At 70.5% G+C, this 23,496-nt stretch carries 23 protein-coding genes; 8 read left to right on the top strand and 15 right to left on the bottom strand.

Features of this window, described 5'->3' with window-relative positions; genetic code table 11:
- Positions 1 to 982 (top strand): 1-phosphofructokinase family hexose kinase (locus tag MYF83_RS34865; protein WP_372500329.1); only part of this gene is annotated, 982 nt, incomplete at its 5' end.
- Positions 970 to 1,797: a class II fructose-bisphosphate aldolase gene (locus MYF83_RS34860; RefSeq protein ID WP_248965007.1), complete on the top strand. Its 828-nt coding sequence runs from the start codon at positions 970 to 972 to the stop codon at positions 1,795 to 1,797. The genes MYF83_RS34865 and MYF83_RS34860, both read left to right, overlap by 13 nt.
- A 279-nt stretch (positions 1,798 to 2,076) precedes the next feature.
- Here MYF83_RS34860 and MYF83_RS34855 read toward each other — a convergent pair whose 3' ends face one another.
- Together MYF83_RS34855 and guaB are read right to left on the bottom strand one after the other, a co-directional pair.
- Complete coding sequence (locus MYF83_RS34855) at positions 2,077 to 3,195, bottom strand: GuaB3 family IMP dehydrogenase-related protein (protein ID WP_248965006.1); 1,119 nt, start codon at positions 3,193 to 3,195, stop codon at positions 2,077 to 2,079.
- A gap of 234 nt (positions 3,196 to 3,429) precedes the next feature.
- A complete protein-coding gene (gene guaB / locus MYF83_RS34850; RefSeq protein ID WP_248965005.1) occupies positions 3,430 to 4,908 on the bottom strand; it encodes an IMP dehydrogenase in 1,479 nt (492 codons plus the stop codon).
- 322 nt (positions 4,909 to 5,230) lie between these two features.
- On the opposite strand from guaB, the gene MYF83_RS34845 reads away from it, so the two are divergent.
- The gene (locus MYF83_RS34845) at positions 5,231 to 5,608 is read left to right on the top strand and encodes a DUF5319 domain-containing protein (protein ID WP_248965004.1); all 378 of its coding nucleotides are present in this window, start codon (positions 5,231 to 5,233) and stop codon (positions 5,606 to 5,608) included.
- Here MYF83_RS34845 and MYF83_RS34840 read toward each other — a convergent pair.
- The 4 genes from MYF83_RS34840 to groES form a co-directional block, all read right to left on the bottom strand.
- The gene (locus MYF83_RS34840; RefSeq protein ID WP_248965003.1) at positions 5,569 to 5,715 is read right to left on the bottom strand and encodes a hypothetical protein; all 147 of its coding nucleotides are present in this window, start codon (positions 5,713 to 5,715) and stop codon (positions 5,569 to 5,571) included. The two genes, MYF83_RS34845 and MYF83_RS34840, sit on opposite strands and share 40 nt — an antisense overlap.
- 56 nt (positions 5,716 to 5,771) lie before the next feature.
- Positions 5,772 to 6,398 carry a sigma-70 family RNA polymerase sigma factor gene (locus tag MYF83_RS34835; RefSeq protein WP_248965013.1) on the bottom strand — a complete coding sequence of 209 codons (627 nt, stop codon included), beginning with the start codon at positions 6,396 to 6,398 and terminating at the stop codon, positions 5,772 to 5,774.
- A gap of 307 nt (positions 6,399 to 6,705) precedes the next feature.
- Complete coding sequence (gene groL / locus MYF83_RS34830; protein ID WP_248965002.1) at positions 6,706 to 8,328, bottom strand: chaperonin GroEL; 1,623 nt, start codon at positions 8,326 to 8,328, stop codon at positions 6,706 to 6,708.
- Positions 8,329 to 8,436: 108 nt separating this feature from the next.
- Positions 8,437 to 8,748, bottom strand: coding sequence for a co-chaperone GroES (groES, locus tag MYF83_RS34825; RefSeq protein WP_055482820.1), 312 nt, complete (start codon positions 8,746 to 8,748; stop codon positions 8,437 to 8,439).
- Between the two features lie 290 nt (positions 8,749 to 9,038).
- Between groES and MYF83_RS34820 the strand changes: the two genes are divergently transcribed.
- A complete protein-coding gene (locus MYF83_RS34820) occupies positions 9,039 to 10,229 on the top strand; it encodes a class I SAM-dependent methyltransferase (RefSeq protein WP_248965012.1) in 1,191 nt (396 codons plus the stop codon).
- A 206-nt stretch (positions 10,230 to 10,435) separates the two neighbouring features.
- Positions 10,436 to 12,004, top strand: coding sequence for a coiled-coil domain-containing protein (locus MYF83_RS34815; RefSeq protein WP_248965001.1), 1,569 nt, complete (start codon positions 10,436 to 10,438; stop codon positions 12,002 to 12,004).
- 95 nt (positions 12,005 to 12,099) lie between these two features.
- On the opposite strand, the gene MYF83_RS34810 is transcribed toward MYF83_RS34815, so the two are convergent.
- A complete protein-coding gene (locus MYF83_RS34810; protein WP_248965000.1) occupies positions 12,100 to 13,035 on the bottom strand; it encodes a LysR family transcriptional regulator in 936 nt (311 codons plus the stop codon).
- Positions 13,036 to 13,168: 133 nt separating this feature from the next.
- Between MYF83_RS34810 and MYF83_RS34805 the strand changes: the two genes are divergently transcribed.
- Positions 13,169 to 14,437: an MFS transporter gene (locus MYF83_RS34805; protein ID WP_248964999.1), complete on the top strand. Its 1,269-nt coding sequence runs from the start codon at positions 13,169 to 13,171 to the stop codon at positions 14,435 to 14,437.
- Between the two features lie 20 nt (positions 14,438 to 14,457).
- Here MYF83_RS34805 and MYF83_RS34800 read toward each other — a convergent pair whose 3' ends face one another.
- Complete coding sequence (locus tag MYF83_RS34800; RefSeq protein ID WP_248964998.1) at positions 14,458 to 15,921, bottom strand: DUF1349 domain-containing protein; 1,464 nt, start codon at positions 15,919 to 15,921, stop codon at positions 14,458 to 14,460.
- Positions 15,922 to 16,133: 212 nt separating this feature from the next.
- Here MYF83_RS34800 and MYF83_RS34795 point away from each other — a divergent pair, with 212 nt between their 5' ends.
- Together MYF83_RS34795 and MYF83_RS34790 are read left to right on the top strand one after the other, a co-directional pair.
- Entirely contained in the window at positions 16,134 to 16,796 is a 663-nt protein-coding gene (locus MYF83_RS34795) for a response regulator transcription factor (protein WP_248964997.1), read from the top strand.
- The gene (locus tag MYF83_RS34790; RefSeq protein WP_248964996.1) at positions 16,793 to 17,908 is read left to right on the top strand and encodes a sensor histidine kinase; all 1,116 of its coding nucleotides are present in this window, start codon (positions 16,793 to 16,795) and stop codon (positions 17,906 to 17,908) included. Before MYF83_RS34795 ends, MYF83_RS34790 begins: the two co-directional genes overlap by 4 nt.
- 124 nt (positions 17,909 to 18,032) lie before the next feature.
- On the opposite strand, the gene tsaD is transcribed toward MYF83_RS34790, so the two are convergent.
- The 7 genes from tsaD to MYF83_RS34755 form a co-directional block, all read right to left on the bottom strand.
- Positions 18,033 to 19,064, bottom strand: coding sequence for a tRNA (adenosine(37)-N6)-threonylcarbamoyltransferase complex transferase subunit TsaD (gene tsaD / locus MYF83_RS34785; protein ID WP_248964995.1), 1,032 nt, complete (start codon positions 19,062 to 19,064; stop codon positions 18,033 to 18,035).
- Positions 19,057 to 19,530, bottom strand: coding sequence for a ribosomal protein S18-alanine N-acetyltransferase (gene rimI, locus MYF83_RS34780; RefSeq protein ID WP_248964994.1), 474 nt, complete (start codon positions 19,528 to 19,530; stop codon positions 19,057 to 19,059). The genes tsaD and rimI overlap by 8 nt, the downstream gene beginning before the upstream one ends.
- Positions 19,527 to 20,216, bottom strand: a complete 690-nt coding sequence (tsaB, locus tag MYF83_RS34775) for a tRNA (adenosine(37)-N6)-threonylcarbamoyltransferase complex dimerization subunit type 1 TsaB (protein WP_248965011.1) — start codon at positions 20,214 to 20,216, stop codon at positions 19,527 to 19,529. The genes rimI and tsaB overlap by 4 nt, the downstream gene beginning before the upstream one ends.
- 160 nt (positions 20,217 to 20,376) lie before the next feature.
- A complete protein-coding gene (locus tag MYF83_RS34770; protein ID WP_248964993.1) occupies positions 20,377 to 20,931 on the bottom strand; it encodes a class F sortase in 555 nt (184 codons plus the stop codon).
- Between the two features lie 22 nt (positions 20,932 to 20,953).
- Entirely contained in the window at positions 20,954 to 21,490 is a 537-nt protein-coding gene (locus MYF83_RS34765) for a hypothetical protein (RefSeq protein WP_248964992.1), read from the bottom strand.
- 296 nt (positions 21,491 to 21,786) lie between these two features.
- Positions 21,787 to 22,242, bottom strand: a complete 456-nt coding sequence (tsaE, locus tag MYF83_RS34760; protein WP_248964991.1) for a tRNA (adenosine(37)-N6)-threonylcarbamoyltransferase complex ATPase subunit type 1 TsaE — start codon at positions 22,240 to 22,242, stop codon at positions 21,787 to 21,789.
- Positions 22,243 to 22,337: 95 nt separating this feature from the next.
- Positions 22,338 to 23,492 carry an alpha/beta fold hydrolase gene (locus tag MYF83_RS34755; protein ID WP_248964990.1) on the bottom strand — a complete coding sequence of 385 codons (1,155 nt, stop codon included), beginning with the start codon at positions 23,490 to 23,492 and terminating at the stop codon, positions 22,338 to 22,340.
- Positions 23,493 to 23,496: the final 4 nt, after the last annotated feature.

The following is a 23,496-nucleotide window of genomic DNA, read 5'->3' as shown; positions in this document are numbered from 1 at the left end:
CCCGCCGTCCCCGGCCTCACCTCCCCTCCCCGCCCCCGACCCCCACACGCCCGATCACGACCGCACCCACGACCACCACTGCACGCCTGGTCACGACCGCGCCCCCGATCACCACTGCATGCCCGGCCACGACTGCGGCCGGGACCACCTCCACACGCCCGAGGACCGCCGGGCTCCGGATCACCTCCACACGCTCGGCCGGCACCCTGCCGTCCGTACGGCTCTGTTCAACGAGCCTGGACCAGAGGTCACGCCCGTCGAGCTGAGGCGGTTCACCGCCACCTACCTGGATCTCCTGGACGACGCGAAGGTCATCGTCCTGTCCGGCAGCCTGCCGCGGGGCGTGCCCGCCGACTTCTACGCGACGCTGACCCGTCACGCCCGCGACCGTGACGTACCGGTGATCGTCGACGCGGACGGCGATCCGCTCAGGCTCGCCCCCGCCGGACGCCCGTCCATCCTCAAACCCAACGCCGAGGAACTCGCCCGCGCCCTCGCCAGCCTGCCGACACCCGACCTCCCGGCACCCGGTCTGTCGGCACCCGGTCTGTCGGCACCCGGCCTCCCTGCCGCGTTTCACGACCATCCCTCCTCCTCTGACCGCCCCTCGCCGGAGGCGTACCGGGCCGCTGGATCTTCGGGTCTGGACGGTCATCTGGCCGGTGCGGAAGCCCTCCGCAGAGCGGGCGCGGAGTCGGTCGTCGTGTCGATGGGGGCGGACGGCCTCGTCGCCGTCACTCCGGACGGATCCTGGCGCGCCCGCATGCCCTACAAGGTGCCGGGAAACCCGACCGGCGCCGGGGACGCCCTGGTCGCCGGCCTCGCGCTCGGCCTGGCCCGGAACACGCCGTGGCCGGAGCGGCTGCGCACGGCCGCGGCCCTCGGCGCCGCCGCCGTGGCCACCCCCGTCGCAGGAGAGATCCACTTCGACGTCTACCGCACCATCCGCACCGAGATCGGAGTCGAACCATGCCCCTCGTGACCACTGGCGACATCGTCCGCGAGGCCCCCGCGGGCGTGGGCGCCTTCAACGTGATCCAACTCGAGCATGCGGAGGCCATCGTCTCGGGAGCCGAGGCGGCCGGTGCGCCCGTGGTGCTCCAGATCAGCGAGAACTGCGTCCGCTACCACCGCGCGCTCAAGCCGCTCGCGCTCGCCTGCCTCGCCATCGCGAAGGCCGCGCCGGTCCCCGTGGCCGTCCACCTGGACCACGCCACCGACCGCGCCCTGGTCGAGGAGGCCGTACGGCTGGGCATCGGCTCGGTGATGTTCGACGCTTCCGCGCTTCCGGATTCCGCGAACGTGACCGCGACGGCCGAGGTGGCGGCCTGGTGCCACGAACACGGTGTCTGGGTGGAGGCGGAGCTGGGCGAGATCGGCGGCAAGGACGGCGTGCACGCCCCCGGCGCGCGGACCAAGCCGCTGGAGGCGGTCTCCTACGTCGCGGCGACCGGCGTGGACGCCCTGGCCGTGGCGGTGGGAAGTTCACACGCCATGACGACGAAGGACGCCGTGCTCGACCTGGAGCTCATCGCCGAACTGCGTAACGCCGTGCCGGTGCCGCTGGTACTTCACGGCTCCTCCGGCGTGCCGGACGACACCCTCGGCGAAGCCGTACGGCACGGCATGAAGAAGATCAACATCGCCACGCACCTCAACAAGGCGTTCACCGGAGCCGTACGGACCTACCTGTCCGCCCATCCCACGACCGTGGACTCCCGCAAGTACCTCACCACCGCCCGCGACGCCGTCACCCGAGAAGTGACCCACCTCCTGACCCTCCTAACCACCGCCTGACAATGGGAGCTATCGGGTCGGCCGCTGGCAGACTCGATGCCCAGTAGCCATCGGCGAGTGAGCACTCCCACCACCAGGCCATCCTGACCACCGCCAGACCCGAAGCTTCGCCCGGTTGCCCCCACACAACGGCGCCGACTTCACCGTCCCCCTCCCCACCGCCCCGGCGCCGAACAAAGCCCCCCAGAACGGGCTGGGTGGGGGTCCGCTCTGTGCTTGGGATGTGGGACGGCCGAACCGTGGCCTGGGTAGCGGGTGTGGGGTGGTGCGGCGGGGTGGTCAGGGGACGTGGGGGGCGACTACTACCTCTACGCGTTGGAATTCTTTGAGGTCGGAGTAGCCGGCGGTGGCCATCGTGCGTCGGAGCGCGCCCATGAGGTTCATGGAGCCGTCGGCGACGGTCGAGGGGCCGTGCAGGATCTGCTCCAGGGTGCCGATGGTGCCGACCTCGACGCGGGCGCCACGCGGCAGCTCGCCGTGGTGGGCCTCCGATCCCCAGTGGTGGCCGCGCCCGGGGGCCTCGGCGGCCCGGGCGAGCGGCGAGCCCACCATGACGGCGTCGGAGCCGCAGGCGATGGCCTTGGCGATGTCACCGGAGCTCGTCATGCCGCCGTCGGCGATGACGTGGACGTACCGGCCCCCCGACTCGTCGAGGTAGTCGCGGCGCGCGGCGGCGACGTCGCCGATCGCGGTGGCCATCGGCACCGCCACGCCCAGCACGGTGCGCGTGGTGTGGCCGGAGCCCCCGCCGAAGCCCACGAGCACCCCGGCGGCGCCGGTGCGCATCAGGTGCAGGGCCGCGGTGTAGGTGGCGCAGCCGCCGACGATGACGGGCACGTCGAGCTCGTAGATGAACTGCTTGAGGTTGAGCGGCTCGGCCCGGCCCGAGACGTGCTCGGCGGAGACCGTGGTGCCCCGGATGACGAAGATGTCGGCCCCGGCGTCGATCACCGCCTTGTAGTGCTGCGCGGTGCGCTGCGGCGACAGCCGTGCGGCGGTGGTCACGCCGGCCGACCTGATCTCCTCGATGCGGCGGCCGATGAGCTCGTCGCTGATCGGAGCGGAGTAGATCTCCTGCAGCCGCTTGGTCGCGGCCTCCCCGCGCAGCTCGGCGACCTCCGACAGCAACGACGCGGGGTCCTCGTAGCGGGTCCAGAGCCCTTCGAGGTCGAGGACGGCGAGGCCGCCGAGGCGCCCGATCTGGATGGCCGTCTTGGGCGAGACGACGCTGTCCATGGGGCTCACCACGACGGGCAGCTCGAAGCGGTAGGCGTCGATCTGCCAGGCGATGGAGACCTCTTCGGGGTCACGGGTGCGCCGCGACGGCACGATGCCGATCTCGTCCAGCGCGTAGCCGCGGCGGCCGCTCTTGCCACGCCCGATCTCTACCTGACTCATGCTGTCGTTGTTCCTGTCGCTCGGAGAAGCCGCTGTACTGGTTCGTCTTTACCCTTGGGCACTGATACGTCCATACCCTCGGGCGCCGGCGCGAGTCGCATCCGCGCCCGCGCCGTCCACCACTTCCGCCCGTCCACGATGCCTGCCCTGGATGAGGGGCGGTACGCGGGGCGCCGCCGCGGCCGGGGTGCCGCGATGATCGTCTCGACGCGTGCGCCTCGACCGGCCGGCCTGTCAGCGGCCGTGGTAGTTGGGCGCCTCGACGGTCATCTGGATGTCGTGCGGGTGGCTCTCGCTGAGCCCGGCGGAGGTGATCGGCATCAGCATGCCGTTCTCGTGGAGATCGTCTATGGTGCGGGAGCCGGTGTACCACATGCCCTGGCGCAGGCCGCCGACGAGCTGGTGGGCCACGGCCGCCACCGGGCCGCGATAGGGCACCTGGCCCTCGATGCCCTCGGGGATGAACTTGTCCTCGCTGGTGACGCCCTCCTGAGAGTAGCGGTCCTTGCTGAAGGAGCCGCCGCGCTCGCGGTTGCGCACGGCGCCGAGCGAGCCCATGCCCCGGTAGGACTTGAACTGCTTGCCGTTGATGAAGATCAGCTCACCGGGCGACTCCTCGCAGCCGGCGAGCAGGGAACCGAGCATGACGGTGTTGGCGCCGGCGGCGAGGGCCTTCACGATGTCGCCGGAGTACTGCAGGCCGCCGTCGCCGATCACCGGCACCCCGGCGGGGGCGCAGGCCAGCGACGCCTCGTGGATGGCCGTGACCTGCGGGGCGCCGACCCCGGCCACGACGCGCGTCGTGCAGATGGAACCGGGACCCACCCCGACCTTGACGGCGTCGGCGCCGGCGTCGATGAGCGCCTGGGCGCCGGCCCTGGTGGCGACGTTGCCGCCGATGACGTCGACCCGGCCGTTCGCCTTGATCTTGGCCACCATGTCGCAGACCCCGCGGGAGTGACCGTGGGCGGTGTCGACGATGATGACGTCGACCCCGGCGTCGATCAGGGCCATGGCCCGCTGCTCGGCGTCCCCCGCGACGCCCACCGCCGCGCCGACGACCAGGCGGCCGTTGGTGTCCTTGGTGGCAAGAGGATATTGCTCGCTCTTGGTGAAGTCTTTGACCGTGATGAGGCCGCGCAGCCTGCCGTCGGCGTCGACGAGGGGGAGCTTCTCCACCTTGTTCTGGCGCAGCAGGTCGAACGCCTCGTCACGGGACACGCCGACCGGCGCGGTGACCAGGGGCATCGGGGTCATGACCTCGCGTACGAAGCGGGTCTGGTCGGTCTCGAACCGCATGTCGCGGTTGGTGACGATGCCCAGCAGGACGCCGCCGCGGTCGGTCACCGGCACGCCGGAGATGCGGTATCTCGCGCAGAGCTGCTCGACATCGGCGAGTGTGTCGTCGGGCGAGCAGGTCACGGGGTTGGTGACCATGCCGGCCTCGGAGCGCTTGACCAGGTCGGCCTGCTGGGCCTGGTCGTCGATGGAGAGATTGCGGTGGAGGATGCCGATGCCGCCCTGGCGCGCCATCGCCACGGCCATGCGCGCCTCGGTGACGGTGTCCATCGCGGCGGACACCAGGGGGATGCGCAGGTGGATGGAGCGCGACAGGCGAGTGGTGGTGTCGGCGTCCCCCGGTTGCAGGTCCGAATACGCGGGAACCAGGAGCACGTCGTCGAACGTGAGCCCAGGTTCGGTGAACTTGGCCATCTGCAACCCTCCTGCCATGGCGCTCTCAAGATGGGGAAAGGCGCCGGCCCCCTGCGGTCAGTTTAGTGGTCCGCCCATCACCGGCTCGGCGGCCTGTGGACGACGGGACGGGAATCATCACTGCTCTGCGGCTCCTGTGGACAACACGGCGCGGGGCGATGTGCTTCCCGGTCTTGTCCAGGGAATCGGGCACGCCTTGGCCGGCAGGGCCTTCGGCACCGCCCGGGAGGCCACGGGCGAGGCTTCCGGGGACAGGCGGGAGGGCAGGGCATCACCACCACTTGCCCTCATCAAGGTAGGTCGGGGTCATAAGGTGGAATGCGTGCTGGAAGACGTCCCCCGCGACCCCTTCGCGGAAGACCCCAACGACCCTGCCTCGGTGCTCGGCGAGCTCGACGACTCCGAGCCGCTGACCTTGGCCGAGCGCGACGAGGCGCTCACCGACCTCGCCGACGTGGAGGTCTTCCGCTCGCTGCTGGAACCCCAAGGGGTGCTCGGGCTGGTCCTCGACTGTCCCGAATGCGGCGAACGGCATTACTTCGACTGGGATCTTCTCCGCGGCAACCTGCGGCAGATGATCGACCATGGGCGCCCGCAGGTCCACGAACCGGCCTTCGAGCCCGACCCCGCCGACTATGTCAGCTGGGAGTACGCCAGAGGCTACGTCGACGGGGTGATCGACACCGAGGAGAGCCACTGATCGACGTCGTCGGTCAGCGCGCGCAGCAGGCTCACCGCGGGGTCGCCGTGCTCGCCGACGGGCTCCCGCCGGCTGAGCGCGTCGATGATCGCGTCCGTCCTGAGCACTTCCGGCTCCGTGTCGGAGCCGCGTATCCGTAGCGAACGCGCCGGGTGAACAGCGGTCAAGCTATCGACTCCATGTCGGCCATCGCCCGGAGCCTGGCCAGGGCGCGATGCTGGGCGACGCGAACCGCACCTGGTGACATACCGAGTACGTTACCCGTCTCCTCGGCCGAGAGTCCCGACACCACCCGCAGAATGATCAGCTCGCGCTGGTTCTCCGGCAGGCGTGAGAGCAACGCACGGGCGTGTTCGGCCTCGATGTAGCGCACCACCGTCTCCTCCGGCCCTGGCCCCTGGTCGGGGCCGTCCGGCAGGTCCTGGGTCGGCACGGCCGAGCGCACCGAGCTGCGAAGCGCGTCCGCGACCTTGTGCGAGGCGATGCCGAAGACGAACGAGGCGAACGGACGCCCCATGTCGCGGTAGCGCGGCAGCGCGGCCAGCACCGCGATGCACACCTCTTGGGCCACGTCGTCGGCTATGTGGTAGTGGCCGGACACCCGGCCCAGTCGAGCACGGCAATAGCGGACCACCATCGGGCGCAACTGCCCGAGCAGTGATTCGATCGCTGTGCGATCCCCCTGCACGGCAAGGCTCGTCAGATCCCTGAGGTCGGACTCGTCCGATCTCGTCGCAAGCCTTACCCCAGTTTTGGCGTCGGCGACGCATCCCTCGGTCACGTTAGGCATGATGCCCGCCACGATCGCGCATGTCGTCATAGTGAACGGATACGGATTGGTCACATTGACGCGACGATAACGGTGGGTAATCGAGCGAACACAGTAGCGTTTGTATATTTCACTCGGGGCCCGAATTCGCTGGATATTCGTTAGATGTCGCACCAGCTCGGAGGCCGCTCAGGGCGATCTTCACGACGCTTCGCCTCGCCCGTCGGTTTACCGCGCCGGCCAAATCCGGGGTGAGGAAATCGTTTCGACAAAAAAGTACGGCTCCCACCCGTGGGGGTGGGAGCCGTACTTCGATCGAATGATCGGTTCAGTGCCCGTGGCCGTGGCCGTGGCCCTGGCCCCCGGCGGCCGGAGCCTCCTCCTCGGGCTTGTCGACCACGAGGACCTCGGTCGTCAGCAGCATGCCGGCGATGGACGCGGCGTTCTGCACGGCCGAGCGGGTGACCTTGACCGGGTCGATGACACCCTGGGCGATCAGGTCGCCATACTCACCGGTCGCGGCGTTGAGACCGTGACCGACCGGCAGCTCGCTGATCTTCGCGGTGACGACGTACCCCTCGCGACCGGCGTTCTCGGCGATCCAGCGAGCCGGCTCGACGAGCGCCCGGCGGACGATGGAGACACCGGTCGCCTCGTCGCCGCTCAGGCCCAGGTCGTCCAGGTCCTTGGACAGGTGCACGAGCGCGGAGCCACCGCCGGAGACGATGCCCTCCTCGATCGCGGCACGGGTCGCGGAGATGGCGTCCTCAAGGCGGTGTTTCTTCTCCTTGAGCTCCACCTCGGTCGCCGCACCGACGCGGAGGATGCAGATGCCTCCGGACAGCTTGGCGAGACGCTCCTGGAGCTTCTCGCGGTCCCAGTCGGAGTCGGTCTGCTCGATGGCGTACTGGATCTCGCGGACGCGGTCCTGGATCGCCTTCGGGTCGCCGGCACCGTCGACGATGGTCGTGGTGTCCTTGGTGACGACGATGCGGCGGGCCGTGCCGAGAACCTCGGGACCGGCGTTCTCGAGCTTGAGGCCGAGCTCCTCGGAGATCAGCTGGCCACCGGTCAGGATCGCGATGTCCTGCAGCATGGCCTTGCGGCGGTCACCGAAGCCGGGCGCCTTGACGGCGACCGAGGTGAACGTGCCGCGGATCTTGTTGGTGACCAGGACGGCCAGGGCCTCGCCCTCGACGTCCTCGGCGACCACGAAGAGCGGCTTCTTGGTCTGGGCGACCTTCTCGAGCAGCGGCAGGAACTCGGCGATCGAGGAGACCTTGCCCTGGGTGAGCAGGACGTAAGCGTCCTCGAGGACCGCCTCCATGCGCTCGGGGTCGGTCACCATGTACGGCGACAGGTACCCCTTGTCGAACTGGAGACCCTCGGTGAACTCGAGCTCCAGGCCCATGGTGTTGGACTCTTCGACGGTGATGACACCGTCCTTGCCGACCTTGTCGAACGCCTCGGCGATCAGCTCGCCGATCTTGGCGTCCTGAGCGGAGATCGTCGCGACATTGGCGATCTCCTTCTTGTCCTCGACCGGCCGGGCCAGCTCGAGCAGGCGGTCGCTGACCGCGCGAGCGGCAAGGTCGATGCCGCGCTTGAGCGAGAGCGGCGAGGCGCCGGCGGCGACGTTGCGCAGGCCCTCGCGGACCATCGCCTGCGCCAGCACGGTCGCCGTCGTGGTGCCGTCACCGGCGACGTCGTTGGTCTTGGTCGCCACTTCCTTGGCGAGCTGAGCGCCGAGGTTCTCGTACGGCTTGTCGAGCTCGACCTCACGAGCGATGGTGACGCCATCGTTGGTGATGGTCGGAGCACCGAACTTCTTGTCGATGACGACGTTGCGGCCGCGTGGCCCGAGGGTGACCTTGACGGCGTCCGCGAGGGCGTTCACGCCGCGCTCGAGAGCGCGCCGCGCGTCCTCCTCGAACTCCAGGATCTTGGGCATTTAAGTCCTCCCAGCATCAGAGCCCCGGGCCTTCAGGGGAAGAGCCCGGGGCTTGATACGCATTTTTTGTAAGGCTCCGTACAGATGGTCGCTTGCGCGCCCGGGGCTTTACTTCTCGATGATCGCGAGAACGTCACGGGCGGAGAGCACGAGGTACTCCTCGCCGCCGTACTTGACCTCGGTACCGCCGTACTTGCTGTAGAGGACGACGTCCCCTTCCTTGACGTCGAGCGGGATACGCTTCTCGCCGTCTTCGTCCCAGTTGCCCGGGCCCACCGCGAGGACCTTGCCCTCCTGCGGCTTCTCCTTGGCGGTGTCCGGGATAACCAGACCGGAAGCGGTCGTCTGCTCGGCCTCAAGCGGCTGGACCACGATGCGGTCGCCGAGCGGCTTAACGGGAACCTTGGTGGCGGTCGTCACGATCGGACCTCCCCTTCAGATTGTGGTGATGAGCTGAAGAGGCGACCAGCGGCCTGCCGTCGCGGGTGTCAGACCTGCCTCGTCGCATTTTGACTTGGCACTCTCACTAGGTGAGTGCCAACACTGAACAGTATGCAAGGCCGCCGACACAGTCAACACGGACAGGCCGTCCCAGGTCAGTACGGGTGCCGACCACCGTACGACACGCCCGAATTGTTCGCGTATGGGAGACGCCGGCAGGGGTGGAGTCCTGCCACGCGGCCACCGGCGACGCGATAGCGTCGGGAGACGTGGACCTGGACGCCTTCCGCGAGTTGCTGACCCCACGGGGCCAGAAGGCCCTCGGCGAGGCCGTGGCCGCGGTCGCGGAGGGCGCCGACCCGGTCATGGCCGCGAGCCGGCTGAGGAAGACCTACGACGCCTCCCTCACCGCCGCCGCGCTCACGCAGGCCCGGCTCCGGGCGCGCGGCTCCGTCAAGTTCGGCGAGGACGCCGCGCGTATGTACTTCACCCCGGACGGGCTGGAGCAGGCGACCCGCACGGAGGTCGCCGCCCACCGCGCCCGCCGGTTCTCGCCCGGTATGCGGGTCGCGGACGCCTGCTGCGGCATCGGCGGCGACCTGATCGCGCTGGCCCGCACGGGATGCGAGGTCGACGCCGTGGACCTCGACCCGCTCACGGTCGAGGTGGCGCGGGCGAACGTCGTGGCACTGGAGCTCGGCGACCGCGTCACCGTCCGGATCGCCGACGCGGCCGAGGTCGATCCCGGGGCCTACGACGTGCTGTTCGCCGATCCCGCCAGGCGCTCGACGGGCAAGCGCGTCTTCGACCCGATGGCCTACTCACCGCCGTGGCCGGCCGTCCTCGGCATGGTGGCCCGGGCGCGCGCCGCCTGCCTGAAGGTCGCGCCCGGCATCCCGTACGAGCTGATCCCGCCGGGCGCGGAGGCCGAGTGGGTGTCCCACCGCGGCGAGGTCAAGGAGGCCGTCATCTGGACCGGCGCCCTGGCCCCGGACGTGGGCTCCGGGGAAGGGATCCGGCGCAGGGCCACACTGCTGCCGTCGGGGCGGACCCTGACGCCTGACGTGTCCCTCGGCGCTCCCGATCACGGGCCGGTCGCGAGATACCTGTACGAGCCGGACGGCGCCGCCATCCGGGCGCATCTCGTGGCCGAGGTCGCCGCCCTGGTCGGGGGCCGCCTGCTCGATCCTCACATCGCCTACATCACCGGTGACGGCCCCGGCCGCACGCCGTGGGCCTCCCGGTACGAGGTCCTCGAGACGCTGCCGTTCTCGCTGAAACGGCTGCGGGCGGCGCTGCGCGAACGGCATATCGGCACCGTGACGCTGAAGAAACGCGGTTCCGCGCTGGACCTGGAACGCCTGCGGCGCGATTTACGCCTTTCCGGCGATAAGTCGTGTGTCGTGACACTCACCCGCATCGGCGAGCGTCCTTTCGCATTCATCTGCCAACCATCCTGACCTGCGCTTATGTCAAATCAGGGCAATCTACCGAGAATCACGATGTTTTAAAGTCGGCCCCGAAAGTCTCCAGCCGAGCGACTACAGTTGGCCAGCGCGCGGGATTCTGCCTGATCGATGGTTTTACCCGCCTTATTCGCCACGCCAGACGACCGGACCAACCCCACCGCTGTGCGGCCGACCGCCCGCGAGTGAAGGAGCTTTCGGTGGATCACTCCAACCACGCCCTCCTCCAGGCGGGCAGCCAGACCGCCATCTCCGACCGGATGCGCGAGCTCCTCGCCAGGGCGGCACAGGACCACGTGTACGAGCAGCGCACCCAGGGCGCCGTGCTCGACGAGATCCGGCAGCGGCTCGAAGGCATGGAGTGGCTGCTCCGTGAGGTCCGCGAGCGCGAGCTCGGCGGCCTGAGCGGCGCCCTGGAGGGGGTCAACGGCCGGCTCGGCGAGCTCGCGACCCGTCCTCCGGCATGGGCCGAGGGCCTGGCCCAGCACGTCGAGGTCGTACGCGACCGCGTCGACGGTGTGGGCAACCGCATCGCGGGGCTCGGCGACCGCGTCGAGGCCGTCGGGGACCGCGTCAAACCCCTCGCCGAGCTTCCCAGCCTGTGGACCGACCTCGGGACCGTCCGGGAAGGGGTCGCGGAGTCCCTCAAACGCATCCAGGCGGTCCTGGACGGCGGCCAGGGCATGCCCGAGCGGCTGGCCGAGCTGACCAGGCGGCTCGGCCAGCTCAACTCCAGCATGGAGGCCGCCGGCGGCCGCTTCACCCGGGTGGACAAGGCGCTGCTCGACCTCACGCAGCGCACCGAGCGGGTCGAGGGCAGCGTCCTCGACCTCACCGAAGGGCTGGAGGAGACGCTCGCGTCGGCCATCGAGCGCCTCACCGGCTCCGTCGAGCAGCTCGCCGGCAAGGTCGACGGCATGACCGCCAAGCTCGCCGAGGCCGAGACCCGCCTCGACACCCGGCTCGACGGCGTGGACGGCCGCCTGGAGACGGTGGACGGCCGGCTCGAGGGCATGAGCGGACGACTCGAAGGGGTCGACGGGCATCTCGAAGGCGTCGGCAAGCACCTCGAAGGGCTGGGCGGGCACCTCGAAGCGGTCGACGAGCGTCTGGAAGGGCTCGATGGACGGCTCGAAGCGGTCGACGGGCGTCTCGAAGGGCTCGACACACGACTCGGAGGGGTCGACGGACGGCTGGAAGGGCTCGACGGGCGGCAGACGGGTCTCGACAGCCACATCGGAGCGGTCGAGGGACGGCTGGATACCGTCGACGTCCGCCTGCAGAGCATCGACGGCCGCATCGAGACGCTCCAGTCCTCCCTCACCGGAGTCGACGACCGCCTCGCCAAGCAAGATGAGCGCTTCGGCACCATCGACGCGAGCTTCGAGGACGTCAACGAGCGGCTCGAGATGGTCGACGACCGGGTGGAGGCCGTCAACCAGCGCGTCGGCCAGCTTCCCGCCCTGCTCGAGGTCGGCGAGGTCCCCAAGCGCGTCGGCGAGCTGATCAGCGCCCAGTCCGACGATCAGGGCAAGCGGTTCGACCGGCTCGACGAGCGGCTGACCGAGGCGGCGTCCGCCATGCCGCCCCTGGGCGAGCTGGTCGAGCTGGTACGGGCCCGCCCCGACCGCGATCAGCTCTCCGAGACCGTCGACCAGATCATCCAGCCCACCCACAGCGATCTCACCCGGAGGCTCGGCGCCCTGGAAGAGACCATGCTCGCCCTCGCCGAGGCCCTCCTCCGCCCGGCCCGCACCACCAAGGACTGACCCGCCGCGAACGGCCCTCCGCGCCTCCCGCACACGCCACTGCCCCGAGCCACCGTCCGTCGATCCGGCCACGATGATCGCAGACGCGGCGGCGTTCAGCGCGGAATCACCCAGTCCGGCGCCCAGGTCCCGACGGCGTCGTGGCCGGCCGCTGTGGCGGCGAGGTGGGCGCGGAGGGTGGCCAGCGCTGGGTGAGGGTTGTCGCGATGCCACAGGAGCGAGTGCGGGTAGACGGGCGTCGGGTCGGTCACCGGGATGCGGCGCAGGCCGTGGCCGGCGGGCCAGACCAGGCGGGTCTGCTCGCCCATGAAGGTGGCCAGGGCCGGGGTGTCGGCGATGGTGTCGAGGAGCGCGTCGGAGCCGAAGTTGGGGCCGGTCGCCTCGATGGTGAGGCCGAACTCGGCGACGAGATCGTCGTAATAGGCGGCCCACTCGGTTCCGGGGACGATGCCGGGCATCCAGATCCGGTGCCCGGCGAGCTGAGCGACGGTCACCGACCGGGCGGATGCCAGCGCGTGGGCGGGGCCGGTGAGGAGCTGGAGCGGCTCGTCGAGCACCCGGACGGATTCGATGTCCTCGGGAAGGGGCCGGCCGGGCACGGCGACGGCGCGGAAGGAGGCGTCGATCGCGCCGGATCGGATGGCGGCGAGGGCCGTCTCGATGTCGAACAGCATCACCACGTCGAGCTCGATCTCGGGGTGCGCGCGGTGGAAGCCGCGCATCAGGCCCGACGCCGCGGTGCGCGAGGCGATCATGTCGACGCGCAGCGGACGGCGGCCGGTGCGCACGGACGCGACCGCGCGCTCGGCGACGCGCAGCAGTTCGCGGACGTGGGGCAGGAACGCCTGCCCGTCGATGGTGAGCTCGGCGCCGCGCGGGGTGCGGGTGAACAGCCGCACGCCGAGGTTGCGCTCCAGCGCGGCGATGCGCTTGGAGACGGCCTGCTGGGTGACCGCCAGCTCGGCGGCGGCCTGCTGGAACTGCCCCGCGTCGGCGGCGGCGACGAAGGTCCGGACGGTGTCGAGGTCCATGCCGACACCCTATGAGTACAACCGTTGGTTGTGGCCAGGCGGTCCTGCGGTTGTTTGATCCCCGGCTATGGTGCGCGCTTTGATGCTTCCGATCGCGGATCGGTTGTGCGGGTGAGTGCGAGGAGCGTCGGGCATGAGGAGCGGGCACCGGCTGGGATATCTGCGCGGACATCGGCTGGGGCGGCGGTTCGGGTGGCTCTGGGGAGCGTACGGGACCAGCGCGCTCGGCACGTGGCTCGCCTTCGGCGCGTTCCCGCTGATCGCCATTCAGGTGTTGCACGCCGGACCGGCCGAGGTCGCCGCGCTCTCCTGCGTGGGGGCTGCGGTGGGCGCGGCCGTGGCGGTGCCGCTCGGCCCGTGGGTGGAGTTCCGCCGCAAGCGGCCGGTGCTGATCGCGATGGACCTGGTGCGGTTCGCGGCGCTGCTGACGATCCCCACCGCGTTCGCGCTCGGCGTGCTCACCTTCCTTCAGCTCCTGCTGGTCTCGGTCGTCGTCGCGGCGGCCGACATCACCTTCCGCGCCGCCTCCGGCGCGTACCTGAAGACGCTGCTGCAGGCCGAGGACCTGCTGGTCGCCAACGCCCGATTCGAGTCCACGGCCTGGACGACCACGATCATCGGACCGCCGCTGGGCGGCGCGGCGATCGGACTCCTCGGTCCGGTGGCGACGGTGGTGGCCGACGCGGTCAGCTACCTGCTCTCGGCCCTGGGCATCGGCGTGATGGGCGGCCAGGAGCCGCGGCCCCAGCGCCGGGAGGCCGCACGCATGCAGGCCGGGGACCTGCTCGACGGTTGGCGGTACATCCTCGCCGACACGACGCTGCGTCCGCTGTTCTTCAACACCGCCTTGTTCAACGGCCTGGTGATGGCCACCCAGCCGCTGCTGGCCGTCCTGATGCTCGGCCAACTCGGGTTCGCACCGTGGCAGTACGGCCTCGCCTTCGCCGCACCCTCGATCGGCGGGCTGCTCGGTTCGCGGCTGGCCCGACCGCTCGTCACCCGGTTCGGGCAGCACCAGGTCCTGATCGTGGCCGGGGCGCTGCGCGCGCTCTGGCTCGTCGGCCTGGCCTTCCTGGGGCCGGGCACCGGAGGACTGCTGCTGGTGATGGGCGTCGAGCTTGGGCTCATCTTCTGCTGCGGGGTCTTCAACCCCGTCTGCGCCACGTACCGCCTCGAGCGCACCGCGACCGACCAGGTCGCCCGCACGCTGTCCGCCTGGGCGGTGACGACCAAGGCCTCGACCGCGCTCCTGACGGCCGTCTGGGGCGTGCTGGGCGGCCTGCTCGGCCCGCGTACGGCCATCGGCCTGGCCGGCGTGCTCCTGCTGGCGACCCCGCTGCTGCTCCCCCGCCGCCCGGCCGCCCTTCTCTCCGAGCCCGAGCCGGCACCGAGCCGCGCCTGACGGCGCCAAGGCGGCGGAACCTAACGTGGCGCCTTCCTGCGGTGTACGGCTATGGCCACCCCGAGGGCGAGGGCGGCATATCCGCAGGTCACGGTCAAACCTGCCCATGGCGGGAGCGGGTAATAGCCCCCGAGCAGTGACAGGACCACGTCCACATGCGCGAACGTGGGGACGCTCTGCGTGATCGCGAACCCGGCGGCAGGGGTGATCATCAGCAGCCATGGCACCAGGCCCGCGGTCGCCAGCAGGTAGGGCACGACGACCAGCGCGATGGCCAGCCCGATGGCGACGACGGCCCGCTTGACCAGCGCGGCCAGGCCCAGAGCCAGCACGGCGGCGGCCGCGGTCAGCGCCGCGTAGCCGACGATCACCCGCAGCTCGGTACCCAGGGTGAGCGGCTGAATCGGGTTCTGATTGGCACGCGACATCGCCAGGCCGACAGGGACCACGACCCCCGAGGTCACCAGCCCCGCCACGAACGCGACCGCGCCGACCACCATGGCCTTGGCCGCCAGCAGCCGCGCTGGATGCGGCTCGGCCGGCAGGCCGGTCCCGATCAGCCCGCGCCGGTGTTCCGCCGTGAAGAACATGACCGCCACCACGAGCACCGGGATCAGCCCCACGGCCCCGCCGATCAGCATGAGGTCAGCGCGCAGACCGCCCTCCACCGTGGCGGGCCCGATGTCACCACCCCCGGTCACCATGAGCTTGTCGCCGGACTCGACGACCCCGCCCGGGTGATGCGGGGTCTTGCCGTCGGACTCCATGGAGACGCCGACGTCGTCGCGGCGCCACGAACCGTTCGCGCCCTGCAGCGTGATCTGGTCGAAGGTGGCGGTGGCCTGGGCGAAGGCTTTCGCCATCTCCCACAAGGCGCCTGGTGAGGTGGCGAACAGCCCGATCTCGACCGTCTCCGGCAGCCCGGTCAGCTTGACCGTGCTGACCTCGGTCCACGTCTTGCCGTCGTCTGACTCGTAGCCGGTGATGGTGTCGCCCGACCTGGTCAGCCGCAGCCACTGCGGGCCATTGTGAGGACCACCGGGCACGTCGTGGGTGAAGTTGTACTGCATCCGCACGCCGTGATCTCCGGTGAGCATGACGGCGGCATACGGTGTGCCCTGCTTGAGACTCTGCCTGACGAGGAGCCCGGCCTTCGCCCACGGCACCACCCCCTCCTTGATGTTGCGCACCCCGGGTACGGCGTCCGGCAGCCGGATCTGCCCGGTCATGTCCGACACGCGGGCGGTGATGCTGCCGTTCCCCTTGAGCGGCTGGTGCACGAAGTAGTACTTGTCCTTCACCGCCGTGCCATCGGGTCCCACCAATGGCGCGGGGCAGGGGCCCTCCCCCTTCCCGGTCACGCAGGTGCTGCGGGCGCCTCCGGCGATCAGCAGTCCGAGCGACACGGTGACCAGCACGGAGGCCGCCATGGCGAGCACCCAGCCCCGCGCGGAGCGGAACTTGGTCCACTCCGCGCGCAGCAACTGAGGGAAACGGTCCTGCCCGGCCCGTTGGCTGGATCGGTAAGGCGTGAATGAACTCATGCCGACGGTTGTACGCGGCACCCGGTTCCAGCCGGGTCGCAGCCGCTGCGACCCGGCTGGAACCTGGGATCTGGCATCGTTTAACCCATGGCACCTCGACCCGGCGGCCGGTTCGGCCGCCCCGCCCGCACGACGACCGGCGGTGAGTGGCGGTGAGGGTCCTCGTCGTCGAGGATTTCGAGGTCCTGGCCCGCTCCATCGGAACCGGGCTGCGCCGCGAGGGCATGGCCGTCGACGTCGTCCTGGATGGAACCGCCGCCCTCGACCGCCTGGCCGCCACCCGCTACGACGTGGTGATCCTCGACCGCGACCTGCCCGGCGTCCACGGGGACGAGATCTGCCGGCGACTCGCCCACGGCCGCCATGAGACCCGCGTACTGATGCTCACCGCCTCCGGCACGATCGAGGACCGCGTCGACGGGCTCAGCCTCGGCGCCGACGACTACCTGCCCAAGCCGTTCGCGTTCGCCGAACTGGTCGCCCGCGTCCGTGCCCTGGCCCGCCGCGCCACCCCGCCGCTACCGCCCACCCTGGCATACGGGGACATCACCCTCGATCCGGCCCGCCGTATCGCGTTCCGGGCCGGCCGGCGCCTTGAGCTGAGCCCCAGGGAGTTCGCCCTGCTCGAATGCCTGCTCGCCGTACCCGGCCTGGTCATCTCCGCCGAGGAACTGCTCGAACGCGTCTGGGACGAGGCCGCCGACCCCTTCAGCAGCGCCGTCAAGCACACCATGCACCGGTTACGAGCCAAGCTCGGCGACCCGCCCGTGATCGAGACCATCCGCGAAGGCGGCTACCGCATCGGACCGTCATGACCCCCCAGACGCTCGCCGGCAGGTCCCTGCAGACGCGGCTCGCGCTCGCCTACGCGGCGGGCATCTACGCCGCCGGGGTCTTCGTGGTCGTATTCGTCGCCGTCCCGCTCGCCAGCATCAACGCGGCCACCCCCAAAGACCACCCCTCATCGAGCGCGATCACCGAAACCGGGCCCGGGATCAGCCTGCCCCAACTCCTCACGGGATCCGCCGTCGCCCTGGTCCTTCTGATTCCCATCGCCCTGGCTCTCGGCTGGTACGTCGCCGGCCGGTTCCTGCACCCGCTGCGCGCCATCACCGCCACCGCCAAAATCATCTCCGCCGGAAACCTCCACCAGCGCCTTGACCTCGGCGAGCCCACGGACGAGCTGACCGAACTCGGCCACACCCTCGACGACCTGTTCGCCCGCCTGCAAGCCTCCTTCGACGCCCAACGCCACTTCGTCGCCAACGCCTCCCACGAGCTGCGCACCCCTCTCGCCGGCCTGCGCACCCTTCTTGAAGTCGCTCTCGCCGACCCCGATGCCGACACCGACACCCTGCGCTCGGCCTGCCAGGACGCCCTCGCTCTTGGCGAACACCAGGAGCGGCTCGTCCGAGCACTGCTCGCTCTGGCCACCAGCGAGCGCGGCGTCACCCGCTGGGACACCCTCAACCTCGCCCACGTCGTCGAAGGAGTGATCGCCTCCCGCCGCGACCAAGCAACGGAGAGACGCATCGACCTAACCGAACACCTGACGCCCGCAGTGACGGCCGGGGACCCGAGACTGATCGAAAGCCTCGTCGCCAACCTCATCGACAACGCCATCCGCCACAACCACGAAGACGGGCACGTAAAGGTCACCACGCGGACCTCCGGCACGCAGGTGGCCCTTACGGTCACCAACAGCGGGCCGGTCATCCCCGGCAACCAGATCCAGCGTCTCTTTCAAGCCTTCCAGAAACTGGCGCCTGATCGTCACGGCCGCCATGACGGCTACGGCCTCGGCCTCGCCATCGTCAATGCCGTCACGCAAGCTCACCACGCCACCCTCACCGCCAGCGCACGCCCCCAAGGCGGCTTGTCCATCACCGTGCAGTTCGCGCACGGATCTCATCCGAACCTTCCCTAACGTCAGGGAAGGGCACACGGACAACGCGCTACCTGCGTCGCAGCGCCGAGCAGACGAACACACCGGACCAGGAGAAGACCCACCGCGTGAAAGGGCACGCGGGCAACGCGCTATGTGCGTCGGGTCACACGTGGATGGTGGTGATCGGCAGGGAGGAGTCGGCGGGGAGGTCCAGGTCCGAGGGGCCGACGCCGGCGGCCACCAGCTCGGAGCCGAGGGCCGCGATCATCGCGCCGTTGTCGGTGCACAGGCCGGGCCGTGGCACCCGCAGACGCACTCCCGCGGCGTCGCACCGCTCCTGGGCCAGAGCGCGCAGCCGCGAGTTGGCGGCCACGCCACCTCCGATCAGCAGGTCCTTCACGTCGTACCGGCCGCACGCCTGCAGCGCCTTGCGCGTGAGCACGTCCACGACGGCCTCCTGGAAGGACGCGGCGACGTCGGCGACCGGCACGGACTCGCCCGACCGCTCCTTGGCCTCCACCCAGCGTGCGACCGCGGTCTTCAGCCCCGAGAACGAGAAGTCCAGGGTGCCGTCGTCGTACTTGCCGCGCGGGAACGCGACCGCCATGCCGGACCCTTCGGCGGCGACCCGGTCGATATGGGGACCGCCCGGGAACGGCAGGCCCAGCACCCTGGCCACCTTGTCGAACGCCTCGCCGGCCGCGTCGTCCACCGTGGAACCCAGGGAGATCACGTCCTTGGCGACGTCCGGCACCAGCAGCAGCGAGGAGTGGCCTCCGGAGACGAGCATCGCGATCGACGGCTTGGGCAGCGGCCCGTGCTCCAGCTGGTCCACGGCGACGTGCGCGGCCAGGTGGTTGACGCCGTACAGCGGCACCCCGAGCCCCAGCGCGTAGGCCTTGGCCGCGGCGACGCCCACCAGCAGCGCGCCCGCGAGCCCGGGACCCGCGGTGACGGCCACGGCGTCGATGTCGGAGAAGCGCAGGCCGGCCTGCTCCAGAGCACGCTCGACGGTCGGGGTCATCGCCTCCAGGTGGGCGCGCGACGCCACCTCGGGCACGACCCCGCCGAACCGCGCGTGCTCCTCGACGCTGGAGGCCACGGTGTTGGCGAGCAGCGTGTGGCCGCGGACGATGCCGACCCCCGTCTCGTCGCAGGAGGTCTCGATGCCCAGGACCAGAGGTTCGTCAGCCATTCGCGCTCTCCACGCCGTCCAGCTTTCTCATCATCATGATCGCGTCGGTTCCGTCGTCGTAGTAGTCGCGGCGCAGCCCGATGCGCTCGAAGCCGAAGCGCTCGTACATCGCCTGCGCCGGCGGGTTGTCCGCCCGGACCTCCAGGAACACCGCCGTCGCGCCCCGGCGTACGGCCTCGGTGAGCAGGGCCTTCAACATCGCGCTGCCGATGCCGGCGCGCTGCTGGTCGGCGCTCACCGCGATCGTCTGCACGTCGGCCTGGTCGCCCGCCGCCGCCAGCCCGGCGTACCCCACGATGCGCCCGCCGGCCTCGGCGACGACGTAGTGGCGGGTGCGCGGCTGGTCGGCCAGCTCGCCCCGCAGCATGCCCTCACTCCAGGCGTCGAACGGGAACGTCGAGCGCTCGATCGCGAGGACCGCCGGCAGGTCGCCCTCGGTCATCTGGCGCAGCGTCGCGGCCGTCATGCGGTGACCTTCTTCGGCGGACCGGGCACCCGCGCGTCCGGACGTCGAAGGTAGATGGGGCTCGGCGAGGTCAGGACCCGGCCGTCCGCACCGGCGTCCGCGGCGGCGCCGGAGACGCCCGCCGCGAGGTGCTCGGCGGCGAGCGCGGCCAGCGCGCCCGCCCGAGGGTAGTCGGGAGCGTCCTCCACCAATCGGCCCTCCCCCACGATCTCGGCGTACATGCGAGCGCCGGCCCCCACCAGGGGAAGCTCGCCGGGCACGTCGCCGGGACGGTCCACGAAGGGTCCGGCCACCCGGGTGCGCATGTCGGCGTAGCGCGCCCAGAAGACCTCCTTGCGCCGGGCGTCGGTGGCCACGATGAAGGGCTCGGCGAGGCCGCTCGCGTAGGCGAGCACGTCCAGCGTGCACACGCCGTACGCCGGCGCCCCGCTCGTCGACGACAGCGCCTGGGCGGTCATCAACCCGACCCGCAGGCCGGTGTAGGGGCCCGGGCCCGAGCCGGCGACGATCGCGGTCACATCGCGCAGGGACGCTCCCGCCTCGCGCAGGACCTCGCGCACGGAGGGAACGAGCAGCTCACCGTGACGGCGAGCGTCGATCGTCGTCGATTCGGCGAGCACGCGCTCGCCGTCGTGAAGCGCCGCGGTGACGGCCGGAGTCGCGGTATCGAAGGCCAAGACCAGCACGAACATCAAGCCTAGCCGTGTTTGATGGCGCTCGCTCCGCTCGCGTGTGCTCGGGCGCCCTTGAGCCGGTGTCCTTCCCTCGTCACTCGGAAGCGCTCGTTCCTCGCACTTCCTCCTTCCTCGGTCAGGACACCGGCGCGCCCGAGCACACGCGAGCAATTCAGGTAGAGAGGTGGGAGGCGTAGACGATGATGTTGTCCACGTACTCGTGGGTCTTGCGGTCGAAGGTGCCGCCGCAGGTGATGAGGCGCAGGCCGTCGTCGATGTACACGCGTTCGGCGGGGAAGCGGTCCTTGGCGACCTGCTCGATGGAGTCGACCTTGTAGGAGGCGACCTTGCCGTCGCTGCGCAGGACCTTGATGACGGCGCCCTTCTTGACGTCGCGGAGCCGGTAGAACACCGCGGGGGCCGTCTTGGTGTCGACGTGACCGATGATCACCGAGGCTCCGGAGTCGCCGGGCACGACGCTCTGGTCGAACCACCCGGCCGTCGCGGGCTTCTCGAACGGCGGCAGTTCGACCTCCCCGTCGTCGCTGAGCCCGAGCTTCATGAGGGGGGCCTTGAGGTCCAGCGAGGGGATGTCGAGCCGCTTGGGGGTGGCGGCGGCCTGCCGGGGCGCGGCGGCGTCCCGCTCACGGCCGGTGAGCGCGAACATGATCGTCCCGGTGACGAACCCGGCCACCACGATCTTCAGCCACTTGGGGGAATCGGCCATCGGGGGAGCGCCGGTTCCGGGCTCAGCGGCTCTTGGACCTGCGGCGTGCCACGGCGATGCCGCCGGCGAGGGCCGCGCCGAGCGCCACGGCCACCACGGCAGGCGGCATGCTCGACGGTTCGTCGCCGGGCCCGCCCGCCGCCGTGCCGCCGCCGCCCGCCCGCGGCGCCTTGGTGGGCACGACGCGGGTCCTGGTGGGGGTGGGGGTCGGCTTGGGCTTGGCGGTCACGGTGAGCGTGGCCTTGCCGGTGTCGTTGGTGGCGTCGCACTTGACCTCGACCTGGTAGCTCCCCGGCTCGCTGTCCTCGTCGACGAGCGCGAAGCCGTGGACCTCGGGCGGCGGCGCCGCCGTGGTCAGCGGGGTCGAGGACGCGGCCGGGGTGGTGGCCGGCGGCTGGGTCAGGGTGACCAGACCGGTGAAGGCACCAGAGCGCGCGGTGGCGCGATACGCGGTGCCGCCCTGCGGCAGGGGGCAGTACGCCCGGACGCGGATCGACCGCGTCGCCCCGCCCTGCACCTTGTCGGGTATCAGCTGGACACGGATGTCCTGCCGGCTCATGGACGGGGTTGGCGTGGGTGCCGAACCGCCGGTCTGCGCCTCGGCCGTACATCCGACGCCACCTAAGAGAAGGAATGCTCCAGCAACCGCGAACTGCCCGACCCTGTGCACCGTCGCACTCCACTTCGCCCGCGATCCGACCCCGCCCGAATACGACCACACCTAGGCGTTACCCCACCTGCATACCCAGAAAATACTGGTCAATCCATCGAAAAGATCTTCTATCCGATGATCCATAGCGACGCGGGCATGAGTCAAGGCTGGCTAGATTACCGGTCTAGATCAGGGAAAGGCGGTCAATCGAGCGAGTTCGGCATGTCGCTCCATCGCCGGCCGATGCCGCGAAGCCGTACGAGGCGCTCGTCTCCGGCGTCGCCGCGCTCGATGGAGATCTCGAGCCGGTCGTCGGCCAGGCCTTCCACCAGACCCTCGCCCCACTCCACCACGGTCACCGAGTCGTCGAGGGACGCGTCGAGGTCGAGGTCGTCGACCTCCAGCGCGCCGCCGAGGCGGTAGGCGTCCGCGTGGACGAGCGCGGGACCGCCGGCCAGCGACGGGTGGACCCGCGCGATCACGAATGTCGGCGAGGTGATGGGACCGCGGACCTTCAACCCCTCGGCGACGCCCTGCACCAGGGTCGTCTTGCCCGCCCCCAGCGGGCCGGACAGCACCACGAGGTCGCCGGGACGCAGCAGGCGCGCGATCTCCTCGCCCAGCGCCCACATCTCCTCGGTCGTGGCCGCACGCCTCATCGGGCCCCCTCCACCGCGTGCCTCATCGAACCCTCCATCGCGCCTTTCGCCCCGTACTCCAAGATTGCCCCGTATTGAGCCCTCCGCCCCGGATGTCACGAGGCCTCCTCTTCCGGCTCCGTGTCGTCGTCCGCGCCGGCAGCGCGCATCGGCCGTACGCCGGCCTCCGCCAGGCCTTCGACACCCGCGGCCGACCCGCTCGCCTCAACCGCCTGGACCCTTTCCAGCAGCTCGCCGATCGCCTTGTTCACCACCGACGGCTTCTCCAGGAGTACCAGATGGGAGGTGCCCGGCACCTCGGTCAGCCGGGCGGACGCCACGGTCGCGTGGATGGCCCTGCTGTGCTCCGGCGGGGTCAGCCAGTCCTTCTCACCGACGATGACCTCGACCGGCACCTTGCCCACCACGTCGAGAGCGGCCAGCTTGTCGTGCGACATCAGCGCCGGATAGAAGTCGGCGATGACGTCCGTGGGGGTGGACCGGATCATCGACTCGGCGAAGTCGACCACCGTGGGACTGACGCTCGAGGGATCGCCGAACGCCAGGTAGCGCAGCGCCAGAAAGGACACGTCGTTGCCGGCCTGCCTGCCCCGGTCGACCAGCGCGGCGCGGCGGCCGAGCACCGACACCGCCGGCGGCGCCACCCGGTGGACGACCTTGGAGATCAGGGCGGGTAGTCCGAGGGTCAGCTCCGCGAGCCTGCCCGCCGAGGTGGAGATCAGCGCGACGCCGCGCACCTTGTCGCCGAACAGCTCGGGATGGCTGTCGGCCAGCGCCATGACGGTCATGCCGCCCATGGAGTGGCCGACCAGCACGCACGGCCCTGGCACCAGCACCTTGAGGACCTCCGCGAGGTCGTCTCCGAGCCGGTCGATGGTGCAGTCTTCGGCGGGGGTGCGGGCCGAGCGCCCGTGGCACCGCTGGTCCCAGAAGACCATGCGGTAGGTGTCACGCAGGCCGCGCCGCTGGTAGTGCCAGGCGTCGAGGTTCAGCGTGTACCCATGGCAGAAGACGATGGTCAGCGGGGCGTCCTCCGGCCCGTCGACCTCGGCGTACAGCTCGACACCATCGGAGGTCTTCACGCCGGCCTGGCGCCCGCGCAGCTCGCCGAAGGGCTCACTCGCCTCGAGATCGGGCCGGAGGCGGATGCGCCCCACGACGTACCTCTTGGCAAGGGCCGTCGCCGCCAGACCCGCCGACGCGGCTCCGAAGACCGCCCCTGCGATCCCGACCCTGCGCCGTGTGGACATTAAC

The sequence above is a fragment of the Sphaerisporangium perillae genome, from assembly GCF_023276435.1.
In the GTDB taxonomy this organism is placed as follows: domain Bacteria; phylum Actinomycetota; class Actinomycetes; order Streptosporangiales; family Streptosporangiaceae; genus Sphaerisporangium; species Sphaerisporangium perillae.
The sequence above is the reverse complement of the archived record's forward strand: the minus strand, read 5'-3'. Positions and strand labels throughout refer to the sequence as shown.